The 15,405-nt window shown below is 65.0% G+C and carries 16 protein-coding genes and 2 pseudogenes; 13 read left to right on the top strand and 5 right to left on the bottom strand.

All coding sequences use genetic code 11. The annotated features are described in order from the left end of the window. Nucleotides 1-6 precede the first annotated feature (6 nt). The 5 genes from art_RS11690 to ctaD all read left to right on the top strand — a co-directional run bounded on the left by art_RS11690 (nucleotide 7) and on the right by ctaD (nucleotide 5,057). Nucleotides 7-663, top strand: a complete 657-nt coding sequence (locus tag art_RS11690; protein WP_038465134.1) for a bifunctional 4-hydroxy-2-oxoglutarate aldolase/2-dehydro-3-deoxy-phosphogluconate aldolase — start codon at nucleotides 7-9, stop codon at nucleotides 661-663. Next, nucleotides 653-1,642: a sugar kinase gene (locus art_RS11685; RefSeq protein WP_253901339.1), complete on the top strand. Its 990-nt coding sequence runs from the start codon at nucleotides 653-655 to the stop codon at nucleotides 1,640-1,642. The genes art_RS11690 and art_RS11685 overlap by 11 nt, the downstream gene beginning before the upstream one ends. Nucleotides 1,643-1,805: 163 nt before the next feature. Continuing rightward, nucleotides 1,806-2,372 (top strand): orotate phosphoribosyltransferase, encoded by a 567-nt coding sequence (gene pyrE, locus art_RS11680; protein WP_038465132.1) that lies wholly within the window; start codon nucleotides 1,806-1,808, stop codon nucleotides 2,370-2,372. A 149-nt stretch (nucleotides 2,373-2,521) separates the two neighbouring features. Then, nucleotides 2,522-3,148 carry a thymidine kinase gene (locus art_RS11675; protein ID WP_038465130.1) on the top strand — a complete coding sequence of 209 codons (627 nt, stop codon included), beginning with the start codon at nucleotides 2,522-2,524 and terminating at the stop codon, nucleotides 3,146-3,148. A gap of 208 nt (nucleotides 3,149-3,356) precedes the next feature. Then, on the top strand, nucleotides 3,357-5,057 hold the full coding sequence (gene ctaD, locus art_RS11670) for a cytochrome c oxidase subunit I (RefSeq protein ID WP_052136342.1): 1,701 nt from the start codon (nucleotides 3,357-3,359) through the stop codon (nucleotides 5,055-5,057). 24 nt (nucleotides 5,058-5,081) lie between these two features. On the opposite strand, the gene art_RS22975 is transcribed toward ctaD, so the two are convergent. Further along, nucleotides 5,082-5,285, bottom strand: a complete 204-nt coding sequence (locus art_RS22975) for a hypothetical protein (protein ID WP_038465128.1) — start codon at nucleotides 5,283-5,285, stop codon at nucleotides 5,082-5,084. Nucleotides 5,286-5,303: 18 nt separating this feature from the next. After that, a pseudogene (locus tag art_RS22970) lies at nucleotides 5,304-5,471 on the bottom strand (alkaline phosphatase); the annotation flags it as partial. 18 nt (nucleotides 5,472-5,489) lie between these two features. On the opposite strand from art_RS22970, the pseudogene art_RS11660 reads away from it, so the two are divergent. Beyond that, nucleotides 5,490-5,885, top strand: a pseudogene (locus art_RS11660) (thymidine kinase); the annotation flags it as partial. A gap of 35 nt (nucleotides 5,886-5,920) precedes the next feature. Here art_RS11660 and art_RS11655 read toward each other — a convergent pair. Together art_RS11655 and art_RS11650 are read right to left on the bottom strand one after the other, a co-directional pair. After that, the gene (locus art_RS11655; protein ID WP_301537965.1) at nucleotides 5,921-6,421 is read right to left on the bottom strand and encodes a GNAT family N-acetyltransferase; all 501 of its coding nucleotides are present in this window, start codon (nucleotides 6,419-6,421) and stop codon (nucleotides 5,921-5,923) included. 78 nt (nucleotides 6,422-6,499) lie between these two features. Further along, nucleotides 6,500-7,294 (bottom strand): HAD-IIA family hydrolase, encoded by a 795-nt coding sequence (locus tag art_RS11650; protein ID WP_038465124.1) that lies wholly within the window; start codon nucleotides 7,292-7,294, stop codon nucleotides 6,500-6,502. 149 nt (nucleotides 7,295-7,443) lie between these two features. Between art_RS11650 and art_RS11645 the strand changes: the two genes are divergently transcribed. The 3 genes from art_RS11645 (at nucleotide 7,444) to art_RS11635 (ending at nucleotide 9,718) form a co-directional block, all read left to right on the top strand. Next, a complete protein-coding gene (locus art_RS11645) occupies nucleotides 7,444-8,061 on the top strand; it encodes an RNA methyltransferase (RefSeq protein WP_052136957.1) in 618 nt (205 codons plus the stop codon). Nucleotides 8,062-8,268: 207 nt separating this feature from the next. Continuing rightward, on the top strand, nucleotides 8,269-9,291 hold the full coding sequence (fbaA, locus tag art_RS11640) for a class II fructose-bisphosphate aldolase (protein ID WP_038465120.1): 1,023 nt from the start codon (nucleotides 8,269-8,271) through the stop codon (nucleotides 9,289-9,291). A 1-nt stretch (nucleotide 9,292) separates the two neighbouring features. Beyond that, complete coding sequence (locus tag art_RS11635) at nucleotides 9,293-9,718, top strand: DUF3151 domain-containing protein (RefSeq protein ID WP_038465118.1); 426 nt, start codon at nucleotides 9,293-9,295, stop codon at nucleotides 9,716-9,718. Between the two features lie 175 nt (nucleotides 9,719-9,893). Here art_RS11635 and art_RS22965 read toward each other — a convergent pair whose 3' ends face one another. Then, nucleotides 9,894-10,667, bottom strand: a complete 774-nt coding sequence (locus tag art_RS22965) for a DUF2249 domain-containing protein (RefSeq protein ID WP_253901337.1) — start codon at nucleotides 10,665-10,667, stop codon at nucleotides 9,894-9,896. Nucleotides 10,668-10,740: 73 nt separating this feature from the next. Here art_RS22965 and art_RS11625 point away from each other — a divergent pair, with 73 nt between their 5' ends. The 4 genes from art_RS11625 to art_RS22960 are packed head-to-tail and all read left to right on the top strand — an operon-like array spanning nucleotide 10,741 to nucleotide 15,384. Beyond that, entirely contained in the window at nucleotides 10,741-11,523 is a 783-nt protein-coding gene (locus art_RS11625; RefSeq protein ID WP_052136341.1) for a metalloregulator ArsR/SmtB family transcription factor, read from the top strand. Then, on the top strand, nucleotides 11,520-12,692 hold the full coding sequence (locus art_RS11620; RefSeq protein ID WP_253901336.1) for a hypothetical protein: 1,173 nt from the start codon (nucleotides 11,520-11,522) through the stop codon (nucleotides 12,690-12,692). Before art_RS11625 ends, art_RS11620 begins: the two co-directional genes overlap by 4 nt. Beyond that, on the top strand, nucleotides 12,689-14,602 hold the full coding sequence (locus art_RS11615; protein ID WP_253901335.1) for a cupredoxin domain-containing protein: 1,914 nt from the start codon (nucleotides 12,689-12,691) through the stop codon (nucleotides 14,600-14,602). Before art_RS11620 ends, art_RS11615 begins: the two co-directional genes overlap by 4 nt. Before the next feature lie 2 nt (nucleotides 14,603-14,604). After that, nucleotides 14,605-15,384, top strand: a complete 780-nt coding sequence (locus art_RS22960) for a multicopper oxidase domain-containing protein (protein WP_253901334.1) — start codon at nucleotides 14,605-14,607, stop codon at nucleotides 15,382-15,384. Nucleotides 15,385-15,405 lie beyond the last annotated feature (21 nt).

Genomic DNA, 15,405 nt, shown 5'->3' with positions numbered 1-15,405 from the left:
GCAGAAATGATACAGACACCACAGGAATTCATTGCCGGGGTGCGGGCTGCCAAGCTGGTGGCGATAGTGCGCGGCACCAGCAGCAGTGCCGCGACGGCCGCAGCACTGGCCCTGTTGGAGGAGGGCTTTCGCTACGTCGAGGTGGCGATGACAACTCCGCAAGCCGCGGACGTCATTGCCGCCGTCCGGGCGGACGCGCCCCCGGGTGTCCAAGTGGGGGCAGGGACCGTGCTGAGTATCCAAGACCTCAAGGACGTCGAAGCAGCCGGGGCGCAGTTCATTGTCACCCCTGCACTGGCCGACTCCATTCACGAAGCCGTCCGCCGTGGACTCCCGGTGCTCGCCGGTGCCCTGACTCCGAGCGACGTGCACGAAGGCATGCAGCGGGGCGCCTCCATGATCAAGCTGTTTCCCGCCTTCATTGGCGGCCCCCGGTACATCAAGGCGCTGCTCGACCCGTTCCCGCAGGTCCACCTGGTCGCCGTTGGTGGTGTTGGTGTCGACGAGGCCGTCGGTTATTGGGACGCCGGTGCCGCCGCCGTCGGGCCCGGCAGCCCCCTGGTGGGGGATGCTGCCTCGTCCGGGGGCGACCTGGACGCCATGCGCTCCCGCGCCCGGGACTATGTGCGCCGTGCAGCCAACCATGCCCGCCATGCAGGCTGAGGGACGCATGGCAGCCGTGGAGGTGCTGACGTTTGGCGAAACCATGGTCTCGCTGCGTTCAACGGGGCCCCTTTCCCAGGGTGGGCAGCTCAGCATGCATGCGGCCGGCGCGGAATCCAACGTTGTCATCGGCCTCGCCCGCCTCGGCCATGCCGTGCGGTGGGTCGGGCGGGTGGGCATGGACCCGCACGGCGACTTCATTGCCCGGGCGTTGCGGGCCGAAGCCGTGGATGTCCGGCTGGGGAGGGATGCCCTCAGGCCCACCGGGGTGATGCTCCTGGAACAGCGGACCCAGGATGTTGGGCGTGCGTTTTATTACCGTGCGGGTTCGGCCGGTTCCCGCATCAGCCGTGCCGACATTGCAGCGGCGCTCGCCGACGGGGCGCGGGTGCTGCACCTGACGGGCATCACCCCTGCCCTGTCCGACGCAGCCCGTGAAGTGTTCACCCACGCAGCGGAGGAGGCTGCCGGGCTCGGCATGGAGGTGTCCCTTGACGTGAATTTCCGCAGCAAGTTGTGGTCCCGGGAAGAGGCGAGGGAGGTGCTGCGCCGCGTGGCCAGGCACGCTACCATCATCACCGCGTCCGACGACGAACTGGACATGGTCTGCACCGGCACCTCGGGTGTCCGCGCACTGGGCGCAACGGTGGAGGCCATGGCAGCGGGGCTCCTGGAATCCGGCGTCCGGGAGGTCGTGGTCAAGTTGGGTGCCGGCGGGGCTTCGGCCTGGACAGCGGACGGCCACCACCACGTCGACGCCGTGCCCGTGACCGTCATTGACACCGTTGGGGCGGGCGACGCCTTTGTTGCCGGCTACCTGTCCGCGATGCTGGACGGCGAAGGCGTCCCAGCGCGGTTGCAGCGTGGGGCGCTTCTTGGTGCGTTTGCCGTCAGTACCGCCGGCGATTGGGAAGGGCTGCCGCAACGCAACGAACTCGGGCTCCTACAATGCATCGGGCGGCAGGGCACCGACAGGTAACCCTGCGCCGGAGGGCGTCATCTCAAATCTCGGCGGAGTTTTGAGACCAAAGTACGACGGCGGGAGGCGCCGCTCGTGGGCGCGAAACGTTCCGGCCGCCGTCGTACTTTGGGAGACGTGGCACGGGGCAGGGGCGTCCGCGGCCGCCGTTAGAATGGAACCCATGACTTCCACTCTCGCCGCTGACCGCGCCCGCCTGCTCGAACTCGTCAAGGAACTCGCCGTTGTTCGCGGCAAGGTAATTTTGTCCTCCGGCAAGGAGGCCGACTACTACATCGACCTGCGCCGCATCACCCTCCACCACGAGGCCTCCCGCCTGGCCGGCCGCGTCATGCTGGCCATGCTGGACGACGCCGGAATCGAGTTTGAGACCGCCGGCGGCCTGACCATGGGTGCAGACCCGGTCGGCACGGCACTGATGCATGCGGCAGGCGATGCCGGCCGCAGCATCGACGCGTTCGTTGTCCGCAAGGCGCAGAAGTCCTACGGCATGGGCCGCCAGGTTGAGGGCCCCAGCGTTGACGGACGCAAGGTTGTTGTCCTCGAGGACACCTCCACCACCGGCGGATCGGCGCTGGCCGCTGTTGAAGGCGTGCGCAAGGCAGGCGGCAACATCCAGGCCGTGGCCGTCATCGTCGACCGCGACACGGGCGCGAAGGAACGCATCGAGGCCGAAGCCAACGTGCCGTACCTGTTTGTGTTCGGCAAGGACGAGCTCGGCCTGGACTAATCACCGCGCCCTCCCACTAAATCGCTGACGCGATTTATTGGGAACCTGGCAAGTGTGGGCCCACCCACGCCCCCCTTTCTCGCAAGCTCGGTTCGGGGCCCTCGGGCGCGGGGGCCCAGCCACGCCCCAATTCCCCTGAAAGGTCCGTCTTGTCGAAGCTGTATTTCCGCCATGGTGCCATGAATTCCGGCAAGTCAACCGGCTTGCTGCAGGCAGCGTTCAACTATGAGGAACGCGGCCAGCGGGTGCTGTTGGCGAAGCCCGGCGTGGACACCAAGGGTGAGAGTTCCGTCGTTTCCCGCCTGGGCGTGAGCCGCGAGGTTGACTTTGTCATCCCGCCCGGCGCCGACGCCCGGGAATTGTTTGCCACGCAGGTGCGCGGCGACGACCCCGACGCGCTGCTCAAGCACGTGGACCTGGCGCCGGTCGCCTGCCTGCTGGTCGACGAGGCCCAGTTCCTGGACCCCGCCCAGGTCGATGACCTGTTCCGCATCGCCGTCCTCGACGGCGTCCCGGTCCTGGCGTACGGCCTCCGCACCGACTTCCGCACCCGCGCCTTCCCCGGCGCCGCCCGCCTGCTGGAAATCGCGCACTCCCTCGAAGAGCTGAAAACCATCTGCCGCTGCGGGCGCAAGGCCATGTTCAACACCCGCCGCGTTGGTGACCAGATAGTGTTCGACGGCGACCAGGTCGCCATCGACGGCGCCGACGTCTGGTACGAATCGCTCTGCGGCAACTGCTACCTCGAAGCCTCGGGCGGCAAGCTCCTGGCGTAAGACGTTGGGGCAGGGCCCTCAACCGGTCCTGGGGCTCGCCCAAAATAGCGGGTTTCATCGATGGGCTTGGTGCCTCAAAGCAATGCCTCCGGGAGACTGAGTCGTTGTCCTTTCATCTTTGGCCACCTAGACTTAGATGCAATCGACGCCCATGCGCGTAGAAGATTGAATTCCTGCGCCGTGGTCGGATGCTGATCTTAGGGGAATCATGGCCTATCCGTATTCCACCGCAGAAACGTCAATCTCCACGGGTTCCCGCACCGCGCCCGTCTCCAAGGGCCGTATTGTGGTCAACTGGTTCACCTCCACAGACCACAAAATCATCGGGCACCTGTACTTGATCACAGCGTTCCTCTTCTTCTGCGTCGGCGGCGTCATGGCGCTGATCATGCGTGCGGAACTCTTTGAACCCGGCATGCAAATCCTGCAAACAAAGGACCAGTACAACCAGCTGTTCACCATGCACGGCACCATCATGCTGCTTCTGTTCGCAACGCCGCTGTTCGCCGGCTTCGCCAACGTCATCATGCCGCTGCAGATCGGCGCCCCCGACGTCGCGTTCCCGCGGCTCAACGCACTCGCGTACTGGTTCTACCTTTTCGGTGGCGTCATTACGCTGGCCGGGTTCGTCACGCCGCAGGGTGCCGCCTCATTCGGCTGGTTTGCGTATGCTCCCTTGAACAACACCACCTTTACCCCCGGTGTTGGTGGAGATTTATGGGTGTTTGGCCTAGCGTTGAGCGGTTTCGGAACCATTCTTGGTTCCGTCAATTTCGTCACCACCATCATCTGCCTGCGTGCCCCCGGCATGACCATGTGGCGGATGCCGGTCTTCACCTGGAACACCCTCCTCACGGCCATCCTGGTCCTCATGGCATTCCCGCCCTTGGCGGCCGCCCTGTTCGCCCTCGGTGCTGATCGGCGCTTCGGAGCCCATATCTTCGATGCGGAAAGCGGTGGAGTCATGCTGTGGCAGCACCTGTTCTGGTTCTTCGGCCACCCCGAGGTATACATCATCGCCCTGCCGTTCTTCGGCATAGTCTCAGAGATTTTCCCGGTCTTCAGCCGCAAACCGATCTTCGGCTACAAGGGCCTGATCTTCGCCACCATCTCCATTGCAGCCCTGTCCGCGACCGTGTGGGCACACCACATGTACGCCACCGGCCAGGTCGCACTGCCATTCTTCTCATTCATGTCCATGCTGATCGCGGTGCCTACCGGCGTGAAGTTCTTCAACTGGATCGGCACCATGTGGCGGGGGTCCCTGACGTTTGAAACCCCCATGCTGTGGAGCCTTGGCTTCCTCGTCACCTTCCTGTTCGGTGGTTTGACCGGCGTCATCCTGGCCTCCCCGCCGCTGGACTTCCATGTCACGGACACCTACTTCGTGGTGGCCCACTTCCACTACGTGGTCTTCGGCACGGTCGTGTTCGCCATGTTCGCAGGCTTCTACTTCTGGTGGCCCAAGTTCACCGGCAAGATGCTCAACGAGCGCCTCGGCAAGATCCACTTCTGGATGCTGTTCCTCGGGTTTCAGGCAACGTTCCTGATCCAACACTGGCTCGGTGTCCTGGGCATGCCCCGCCGCTACGCCGACTACATGATCGAAGACAACTTCACCTGGATGAACCAGTTCTCCACCATCGGGTCAATCGTGCTCGGTGCGTCCATGATTCCGTGGCTCTGGAACGTGTACATCACCTGGCGCAGTGGCAAGAAGGTTGCAGTGGACGACCCCTGGGGCTTCGGCGCCTCACTGGAATGGGCAACATCCTGCCCGCCCCCGCGCCACAACTTCACCTCCCTGCCGCGCATCCGGTCCGAGCGCCCCGCACTGGAATTACACCATCCGGAACTGGCCCCGCATTACCAGCCTGAGCCGATCGCAGCGTCCGATACCGGACACTGACGAACCATAAATATTCCGTGAGCCCTAGTGCAACGCCTGTGAGGCGCGGGCGCGGCGTCGCACAAGGAAACCGGCCGACGGCGTCGAAAGGGGAAGGACGGCGGCCGGATCCAGGGCCAGCGTGTTGGTGACCGTGAAGAACAAGTCCGTCTGGTCGGTCAGACCGGGCGTGGTGGAGCCGGGATAGACGATCTGGCTGCTGTGGGCGTGGTCGGCAGTGACAACCACCAGGGTGTTTCCGTCTGCCTTGGCAAAATCCAGGTCCGCGGTGACGGCCTCGTCCAGGTCGACTGTCTCGGCAATCTGGCCACAGGGGTTGGCGGCATGGTCCTACTTGTTGATGCTGGCGCCCTCAACCTGCAGGAAGAAGCCCTTCTTGCCGTCCTTGAGCAGGTCAATCGCCTTGGATGTCATGGTGGACAGCGACGGTGCGGCGACGACCCCGACGCGCTGCTCAAGCACGTGGACCTGGCGCCGGTCGCCTGCCTGCTGGTCGACGAGGCCCAGTTCCTGGACCCCGCCCAGGTCGATGACCTGTTCCGCATCGCCGGCCTGGACGGCGTTCCCGTCCTGGCCTACGGGCTGCGCACCGATTTCCGCACCCGCGCCTTCCCCGGCGCCGCCCGGTTGATGGAAATTGCGCACTCCCTCGAAGAGCTGAAAACCATCTGCCGCTGCGGACGCAAGGCCATGTTCAACACCCGCCGCGTCGGTGACCAGATAGTGTTCGACGGCGAGCAGGTCGCCATCGACGGTGCCGACGTCTGGTACGAATCGCTCTGCGGAAACTGCTATTTGGAAGCGTCGGGCGGGCAACTGGGCGCTTAAAGGCTCCGCCCGGGTGCCCCTTGGAGGGCCCCGGGTCAGGACTCCAGGATCCGCTGGAACATGACGTGGTCCTGCCAACGTCCAGCAATCTTCAGGTACTTGGGAGCCAGGCCGTAACGGGTGAAGCCGTTCTTCTCCAGCACCCTTTGCGAGCCCGCATTGTGCACCAGCGTCTCCGCCTGCAGCCGGTGCAGGCCGAGGTCCCCGGCCGCCAGTGCAACGGCGTCGGCCACGGCGGCCGTTGCCAGCCCCGCACCGTTCTCCGCCTCGCCGACCCAGTAGCCCAGCGCGGCCGATTCAAGGGCGCCCCCGATAATCCCATTCAGGTTGAGCCGCCCGGCCAAGCCACCCTCCCGGGTGAGGATAACCAGCGGAACCATGGTTCCGCCGTCGTACGCGTCCAAGGCGGCGCGGGCAATCTCACGCTGCTTGGGGACCGTGAAAAACTCGTCGGGCCGCACCGGGTCCCACGGGCGCAGGAACTCACGGTTTTGGCGCAAAAGCCTGGTCAACTCTTCGGCGTCGTCAAGCTGCAGCAGCCTCGTGGTGGACGTAGCGCACTTCCTTTTCTGGTGCTTGGAAAGCCGCGGAGGTTGGCCTCCGCGGCAAGCCGTTTACAGGTGGTCGAGCAGGTCAGCCACGGAGTTCAAGGTCTGGTCCGGACGGAACGGGTACGCATCAACGTCCGCTGGCTGGGTGATGCCGGTGTACACCAGGACCGTGTGCAGCCCGGCCTCCATGCCCGCGATGATGTCGGTGTCCATGCGGTCCCCGATCATGGCCGTGGTCTCCGAATGCGCCTGGATCCGATTCATGGCGGAGCGGAACATCATGGGATTGGGCTTGCCCACAATGTATGGCTCACGGCCGGTGGCCTTGGTGATCAGGGCGGCGACGGCACCCGTGGCCGGCAGCGGGCCCTCGCTCGACGGGCCGGTGGCGTCAGGGTTAGTGCAGATGAAACGTGCGCCGTCGCCGATCAAGCGGATGGCCCGGGTGATGGCCTCGAAGGAGTAGGTGCGGGTCTCGCCGAGGACCACATAGTCGGGCTTCTGGTCGGTGAGGATGAAGCCGGCCTCGTGCAACGCGGTCGTTAGTCCGGCCTCGCCAATGACAAAGGCACGCCCATGCGGCATCTGCGACTTCAGGAACTGGGCTGTGGCCAGGGCCGAGGTCCACAGGTTTTCCTCGGGGATTTCCAGCCCGGATGCCCTGAGCCGGGCGGCGAGGTCGCGCGGGGTGAAGATGGAGTTATTGGTCAGCACCAGGAATCGCCTGGAGGTGTCAACCCAACGCTGGATCAGTTCGGCGGCGCCGGGGACGGCCTTGTTTTCGTGGACAAGAACGCCGTCCATGTCGGTGAGCCAGCATTCAATGTCTGTGGGCTGGCGATCGTTTTGTGTGCTCATGGCGCTCCTTGGGTTGCTGGTCAGGACTTCAGTCTTGCAGAAATTCGCCGCAGCTCGGAAGTGCCCACACTTGTGCGTAAAGTTGAACGGTGAGCAAAACCGGTGAGAACACAGTCCCTGAAGCCCCCGACGCACCCGAATTTCCGGAATTGCACCACGAAGTGGGGGTGGGCCCGTGGGAGGGCGAGCTGCCCGAAGGCGAGTACTGGGATCCTGAGCTGCTGGCCAATGGCGACCGCCGCAACGTCCTGGACGAATACCGCTACTGGTCCATGGACGCGATTGTTGCCGAGCTGGACACGCGCCGCCACGACTTCCACGTCGCCATTGAAAACTGGCAACACGACATGAACATCGGCACCGTGGTGCGCACCGCCAACGCGTTCCTGGCCAAGGAAGTGCACATCATCGGACGACGGCGGTGGAACAAGCGCGGCGCCATGGTCACCGACCGCTACCAGCACGTCCGCCACCACCCTACCGTTGAGGACTTTGTCTCCTGGGCGAAGGGCGAAGGTTTGGCGATCATCGGCATCGACATCTTCCCCGACTCCGAGCAGCTGGAAACGTACGAGCTGCCCCGAAACTGTGTGTTCGTATTTGGCCAGGAAGGCCCGGGTCTCAGCGATGAGGTGCACGCCGCCGCGGAAACCACGCTGTCCATCGAGCAGTTCGGCTCCACCCGCTCCATCAACGCGGCTTCTGCGGCCGGCATCGCCATGCACGCGTGGATCCGCCGGCACGTGTTCAACCAGCGCGTGGGGTAGAGGCCGGTCCCACCCAGTCCGGGAGGGGCGGCAGGCGGGCCGGGCGCTTAAGGAGGGGTCCGGCGTCGGGCATGGGAAAAGTCCAAAAGCTGGGCGGAATCTTCATCTTCTTCGAGACTTTGGGCGCACTCGCTAAGATGGGAGAAGTCATGCCGGAGCTGGCCTGTTGCCAGACTCTTAGTACCGTTCAGCCCAGAGGAGCTTTTCATGCCCATCGCAACACCGGACAAGTATGCCGAAATGATCGACCGCGCCAAGGCTGGCGGCTTCGCCTACCCGGCGGTCAACGTGACTTCCTCACAGACACTTAACGCAACCCTCCAGGGCTTTGCCGACGCCGGAACCGACGGCATCATCCAGGTCTCCACCGGTGGCGGCGCCTACTGGTCCGGCGCCAGTGTGAAGGACATGGTGGCCGGTTCCTTGGGCTTCGCAGCATTCGCCCGCGAAGTGGCCAAGAACTACCCCATCAACGTGGCCCTGCACACTGACCACTGCCCCAAGGACAAGTTGGACGGCTTTGTACTGCCCCTGCTGGCAGCCTCCGAGGCTGAGGTGAAGGCCGGCCGCGACCCCATCTTCAACTCGCACATGTGGGACGGCTCCGCTGAGACCCTCGAAGAAAACCTGCGCATCGGCCGCGAACTGCTGGCCCGCACGCACGCAGCCAAGATGATCCTTGAAGTTGAGATCGGTGCTGTTGGCGGCGAGGAAGACGGCGTCGAAAACGCCATCAACGACAAGCTGTACTCCACCATCGAAGACGGCTTGGCAACGGTTGCAGCGCTGGGCTCAGGCGAGCACGGCCGCTACATCACCGCGCTGACCTTCGGCAACGTGCACGGCATCTACAAGGCTGGCAACGTCAAGCTGCGCCCGGAGATCCTGAAGGAAATCCAGGCTGCCGTTGGCGCCAAGATCGGCAAGGAAAACCCGTTCGACCTGGTCTTCCACGGCGGCTCCGGCTCCTCCGAGCAGGAAATCTCCGACGCTGTCTCCTACGGTGTCATCAAGATGAACATCGACACCGACACACAGTACGCCTACACGCGTCCCGTGGTTGACCACATGTTCACCAACTACAACGGTGTCCTGAAGGTCGACGGCGACGTTGGCAACAAGAAGACCTATGACCCCCGCGTCTGGGGCGCCTCGGCCGAAAAGGGCCTGGCCGCACGCGTTGTTGAAGCCGCCCAGCAGCTCGGCTCCGCCGGCACAACGTTCAAATAACATGAGCGACGATTTCCGCAGGAACCTACTCGGCCCGGAGCCCACACTGCTCCCGGCCGAGGTGGATGTCCAGGCGCGCCTGGACGCAGGGGACGAAGCTGTTGACTTGGCTGCGCCCCATCCCACGTCCTCGCTTTTGTGGGCCATCTTGGCCGACGAGGCATATGCCGAAGGCCGCACCATCGAGTCCTACGCGTACGCGCGCACCGGCTACCATCGCGGCCTGGACTCGCTCCGCCGCAACGGCTGGCGCGGCACCGGCCCGGTTCCGTACTCGCACGAGGGCAACCGCGGGTTCCTGCGCGCGCTCTACGCGCTGGGACGTGCCGCGGGCGCCATCGGTGAGGCCGATGAGGCCGCACGGATTGCCACGTTCCTGAATGACTCCGACCCGTTGGCCGCGGCCGCGATCGAGGCTGCGCTGTAGTCCCCACGGGCACCCAGTAGCACTGGGGCAACGGGAAATGGCACCGATCCCGCTTTCTGACACCGAGATATCGGCATCAGAAAGCGGGATCGGTGTCATTTTTTCGTTGATGGGCCCACGCCGACCAGGTTCCGGAGCAATCGCGCCAGCGATTTGCCCGGCCGGTCGGTGGGGATCAGTTGCGGACCATGCTCAGCTTCCACAGCTCCGGGCCGTCCTCAACGTAGGCCACGGCAAACTTGCCGGGGGAGCGCTGATCCAACTGGGCCAGCAGCGGCAGCGGGTTGTGGTTGGCGATCAGCAAAATGCCCTTGCCGGTGTTCAGCCCCTCCAGCGCGCCGAAGATGGTGGCGTGGCGGATCGCATGGGGGATGACCCGGGTGTCCAGCTCGGAGAGGCCCGGCTCGTCGTGTCCGCCGCAGGCGCAGCCGCCCGACGCCGGAGCCTGACTTTCCGCAATTGCCCCGGCCTCCTCTGTGCTGCGCTTGGGCAGCACGTCGGCCAGTGAGACTGCCGGGTTCTGGGCCAATGCGGGCAGGACCAGCTCGGTTGCCTGGGAGATGAAGGCTGTGGCCGCTTCCAGCAGGCGGCCACTTGCCTGGACCACCTCGATGGGTGATTCCTGGACTTCCAGGGCCTTGGCGGCGGCCACAATCCGCTCATTGTGCCCGGCCGCAACCGTGGCCAGGAGATGTGTCTCAGTGAAGGCCGCTGCATGCGGGAACGCGCCGGCCAGTGCAGTGGCGAGGGGGATCAGCTCTTGTTCGGCGAAATCAACCAGTGCACCCTGGTCCGCCTGGACAAGTTCACCAGCACTGGAGTTGCCGGCTGCGACCGCCAGGTTGTTGCACAGGGTGCCCAGTGTTCCGGCAGATTCTGCCAGCCGGGCGCGGGCTTCTTCCAGGGAAGCAGCCTCTGTGGATGAGGAGGCAAGAACAAGATTATTCACGGGGAAACCTTTCGAAGTGCCACGATCTCGATGGGAATGGAGATTCTGCGAGTATATTACTACACTTAATACCGTGGAAAATAAAACCGTCACAACTGCGCCTTATGGCCCGAAGCCCGGACTGGTAGAAGCCGTCGCGCCCATCTCCAAGGCCCGTGCGGCGGTGCTTGCACGCCTGCGGCAAGTGGCTGGCACTCTGAGCGTGGAGCAACTGGCAACCGAGACCGGCCAACATGCCAACACTGTCAGGGAACATCTCGAAGCCCTGGTGGGTGATGGCCACGCCACAAAGACTGCAGCACCCAAGGAAGGGCGGGGTCGGCCCGCGTGGCTGTACGAGGCCGCAGCCACGCCCGCGGGACCTGTTGGCTACGCCGCCCTGGCCGCCGCCTTGGCGCAACACCTCGCCGCGAACAGCGACAACCCTGCGGCTGAAGGTGAAGACGCCGGCCGCACCTGGGCCAGGGCCCTGCCCGTTGCCTGCGGAGGCGCAAAGGTCGGTGGCACTCTGCCCCGGCAAGGCAGCGCCGGCGTTTCTCCGGCAGCGCCTGCCAGCTCGGCTGCGCCGACCGGCTCGGCCGGCAAAGCCGCACGCACCCGCGTGGTCACTGCGCTGGGCCAGGCCGGCTTTGGCGTGCAGGGAAACCGCGATGCCACCGAGCTGACGCTTACCACCTGCCCCATTGTGGAAGCGGCCCGGGCGAACCCTGAGGTTGTGTGTGCCGTGCACCTGGGCCTGGCGAAGGAACTGCTCTCAGGCAGCGGCCTGCCGGAACGGGACGTGGAACTGCTGCCCTTCGCCGGTCCTGGATATTGCACGCTGCTCCTGCCCGGCGCCGGCAGCGGAACCCCATGAGCGGCGCCCCGGAAGCCAAGTCCACACCCACTCCGCATCCCCATCAGCTGTCCGGGCAAAAACTCCAGACGAGGCGCAAGGGTGGCGTCCTTCGCAAACCGGCCTTCCGGATGTTGTTCATGCTGCCGGCCGGTGCGGCGCTGTTGATTGGGCTGAACGCCGGATTGCAGCTCCTCGGTGCCGATGCGCCGCTAAAGATTGACCGCTTTCCCCAGGTGCACGGAATGCTGTTGGTGCTCAGTTTTGTGGGCACGGTCATCGCCCTTGAACGTTCCGTGGCCCTGAACAAGGCTCTAGGTTACGCGTCCCCGGCACTCCTCGGCATCGCCGGATTGCTGCTCATTTCGCCCCTGGACCTCTTGATCGGGAAGACCGTCATGCTGGCCGGAACCATCGCCATGACACTTGTCTACATCCCACTATGGCGACGCCAATACGACAACGTGGTGCTCATCCAATTCCTCGGCGCAGTCAGCGCCGTCGCCGCGGCCGCCCTGTGGCTGCGCGTGCCAAGCATCCCCGTTCTCCTGCCGTTCCTGGTCGCATTCGTGGTGCTGACCATTGCGGGCGAGCGGCTGGAACTTGCCCGCATCGGTATCAGCAGTCCAAAGGCCGAGCCTCTGCTGCTGGCGGCAAGTTTCACCCTCCTGGCCGCTGCCGCGGCAACGCTGCTGTGGCCGGGCGCAGGCTATCCGCTGTTCGGGCTCACCCTGCTGGCGCTGGTGGGCTGGCTAGTGGTCTACGACGCCGCCCGCAAAACCATCCGCTCCCAAGGCCTGCCGCGCTACATTGCCGCATGCCTCCTGGCGGGCTACGGCTGGTTGGCAATTGCCGGCGTCGTGCTTGCCCTGCATGATCGCCCGCTGACCGGAGGCGCCTACGATGTCGCCATCCACGCAGTGTTCCTGGGTTTCACCATCTCCATGATCATGGCCCACGCCCCCGTCATCCTCCCCGCTGTGCTGCGCAAACCGCTGCCGTACACCCCGGGATTCTGGCTGCCTGCCGGGCTGCTGCACCTTTCGCTGGCAGTCCGCCTGGGCATTGGCGACGGCGCCGGGAGCCATGGCGCGTGGGTGACCGGCGGCGTCCTGAACGTCATTGCAATCCTGATGTTTGCCGCCATGGCAATTTGGCAGGCCACCCGGGCGCGGAAGGGTCAAGCATGAAAATCGGTTCCGCACCCCCGGTTGTCCCCGCCGGCAAGACGCCCATGAACCGGGCGGGCTGGCATATGCGGGCCAATGCGCCCGCCGTTTTTTGGCTCGTCGCCCTTGTCGTTGTGGTGTTGTTCCACCGCAACATTCCCGTCTCCGGCTGGCTCATGGTCCACCTGCTGCTGTTGGGTGCCGTGACCAACTCGATTCTCGTGTGGAGCTGGCACTTCGCGCAGGCCCTGTTGAGGGGCCCGACGCCGGACAACCGCCTCATGATTGCCCGCCTCGTCCTGCTCAACGCGGCCGTTGTGACGGTGGTGGCCGGGATGGTTGCCGACGTCTGGGTTTTGGTGCTTGCGGGCAGCATCGGCGTCGGGCTGGTGGTGGCGTGGCATGCGGTGGTCCTGGGGCTGCGGGCGCGGAAGGCGCTGGCGTCCCGTTTCGGTCCCACGGTTTGGTACTACGTTTCCGCCTGCCTGCTGCTGCCGGTGGGTGCCGGCGTGGGCGCGGCGCTGGCGGCCGGGCCGGGCGGCGAACTGCACACCCGCCTGCTTCTGGTCCACATGAGTGTGAATGTGCTGGGGTTTGTGGGGCTGAGCGTGTTGGGCACCTTGATGACGCTGCTGCCCACCATGCTGCGCACAAGGGTTGCAGACGGTGCCGAAACTGTTGCGCGCCACGGAGCCGTTCCCTTGTTGGTCGGCGTGCTGGCCATTGCCGGAGGCGCAGCCGCGGGAGTCATGGTCCTGAGTGTTCTAGGGCTGCTCGTGTATATATCTGCAGTGATATATATTTGCATTCCGCTGGCCAAGGTTGTGCGTGCCAAGGTGCCCGTCAGCTTTGCGTCGCTGTCCGCCGTTGCGGCCCTGGCCTGGTTGCTGGTGGCGCTGGTGTGGCTGCTCATTCTCGCCCTGGCCGCCCCAAACTGGGAAGGGCTGCACCGCGGGATCGAGGTGGTGGTCCCCGTGCTTGCCGCTGGATTCGTGGCCCAGGTCCTGGGCGGAGCACTGACGTACCTAGTGCCCGTGGTGCTGGGAGGCGGCCCGGCTGTTCTCAAGCGCCGGACGGCCATTTTGGACAGGGCGGCGTGGTTCCGTGTGGTCCTGATAAATGTGGGCCTGCTGGTGTCGCTCCTCCCGGTGCCCAGTATCGTGCGGGTGGGGACCACCTTTCTGGTGTTGATTGGACTGGCCTGGTTCCTGCCGCTACTGGGGATGGCCTTGTTCAGCAGGGATGCCCGGGCAGTGCCCGGCCCGGTGGCTGACGGCCGCGGCGCCCTTGATAGCGGAACGGCGGCAGCGGGGTATGACACGGCCCCCCGCAAAAGGCTGGGCATGGCAGCTGCGGGACTGGCCGTCGTCGTACTTGTCATTGCGGCAGGGGTGCTGGCCGATCCGTCAGCGCTGGAATGGCAGAACCAGGCCGGCGCGGCCACCGGTGTCGTGGCCACGGGTGAGACGACCACAGTGGACATGACGATGAAAAACATGCGCTTCCATCCGGACAAGGTTCAGGTTCCGGCCGGCAACAAGCTGGTCATCAACCTCGTCAACGAGGACAACATGGTGCATGACCTGGTGACGGAGCTCGGGGCGGATTCCGGGCGGCTATATCCGGGGGAACGCACCGTGGTTGACGTGGGTGTGGTCGGTGCCGATGTGGCGGGTTGGTGCTCGGTGGTGGGGCACAGACAACAGGGCATGGTGTTGAGCATCGTGGCTGTGGGCGCGCCGCCGGCCGCCGGCGCCGACTCTGGCGGTGCGGACACCGGCGGCTCGGATGCGGGCATGCCCGGTATGGACCACGGCTCCGCCATGGATGGGCCGCCGGCCACCTTCGACTTCATGAACGAGCCGGCCGCGGACTTCACGCCGCGCAGCGCCGTGCTCCCTGCGCTGCCAGCCGGGACGGGCACGAGCTGACCATGAAGGTTACCGAGGAGGAACGCGACGTGGCGCCGGGGGTCACCCAGAAACTGTGGCTGTTCAACGGCACGGCGCCCGGACCCACACTTCGTGGAAAGATTGGTGACAAATTCAAGATTACGCTTGTCAACGACGGCTCACTGGGGCACTCGATCGACTTCCATGCCGGTGCGCTGGCGCCGGACCAACCCATGCGGACCATCAATCCGGGGGAGTCGCTGACATACTCGTTCACTGCGACGCGCGCCGGGATCTGGATGTACCACTGCAGCACCATGCCCATGAGCCAGCACATTGCCAATGGCATGTTTGGTGCCGTGGTCATTGATCCGCCGGGGCTGGCTCCCGTGGACAAGGAGTACCTGCTGGTCCAGTCCGAGATTTACGCAGGCCCGCAGGGCGGTGTTGCAGATCTGGCCAAGATTCAGGCGGAGAAGCCGGACGCCATCGTGTTCAACGGCTACGCCAACCAGTACAAGTTCGCCCCGCTGCCGGCCAAGGTTGGTGAGCGGGTGCGGATTTGGGTGCTCGACGCCGGACCCAACCGGGCGTCGTCGTTCCACGTGATCGGCGGCCAGTTCGACACCACCTGGAGCGAGGGCAGGTTCCTGCTGGACGGATCCGATCCCACGGCGGGCGCCCAGGTCCTGCCGCTGGCACCGGCTCAGGGCGGCTTCGTTGAGCTTTCATTCCCGGAGGCGGGCAACTACCCGTTTGTCTCACACAGCATGGTCGACGCCGAACGCGGTGCGGCAGGCGTGATCCACGTGGTCAAGTAGCCCCTTCTGAATATCGAGTAC

The sequence above is a fragment of the Arthrobacter sp. PAMC 25486 genome, assembly GCF_000785535.1.
Classification (GTDB): domain Bacteria; phylum Actinomycetota; class Actinomycetes; order Actinomycetales; family Micrococcaceae; genus Specibacter.
The sequence above is the reverse complement of the archived record's forward strand: the minus strand, read 5'-3'. Positions and strand labels throughout refer to the sequence as shown.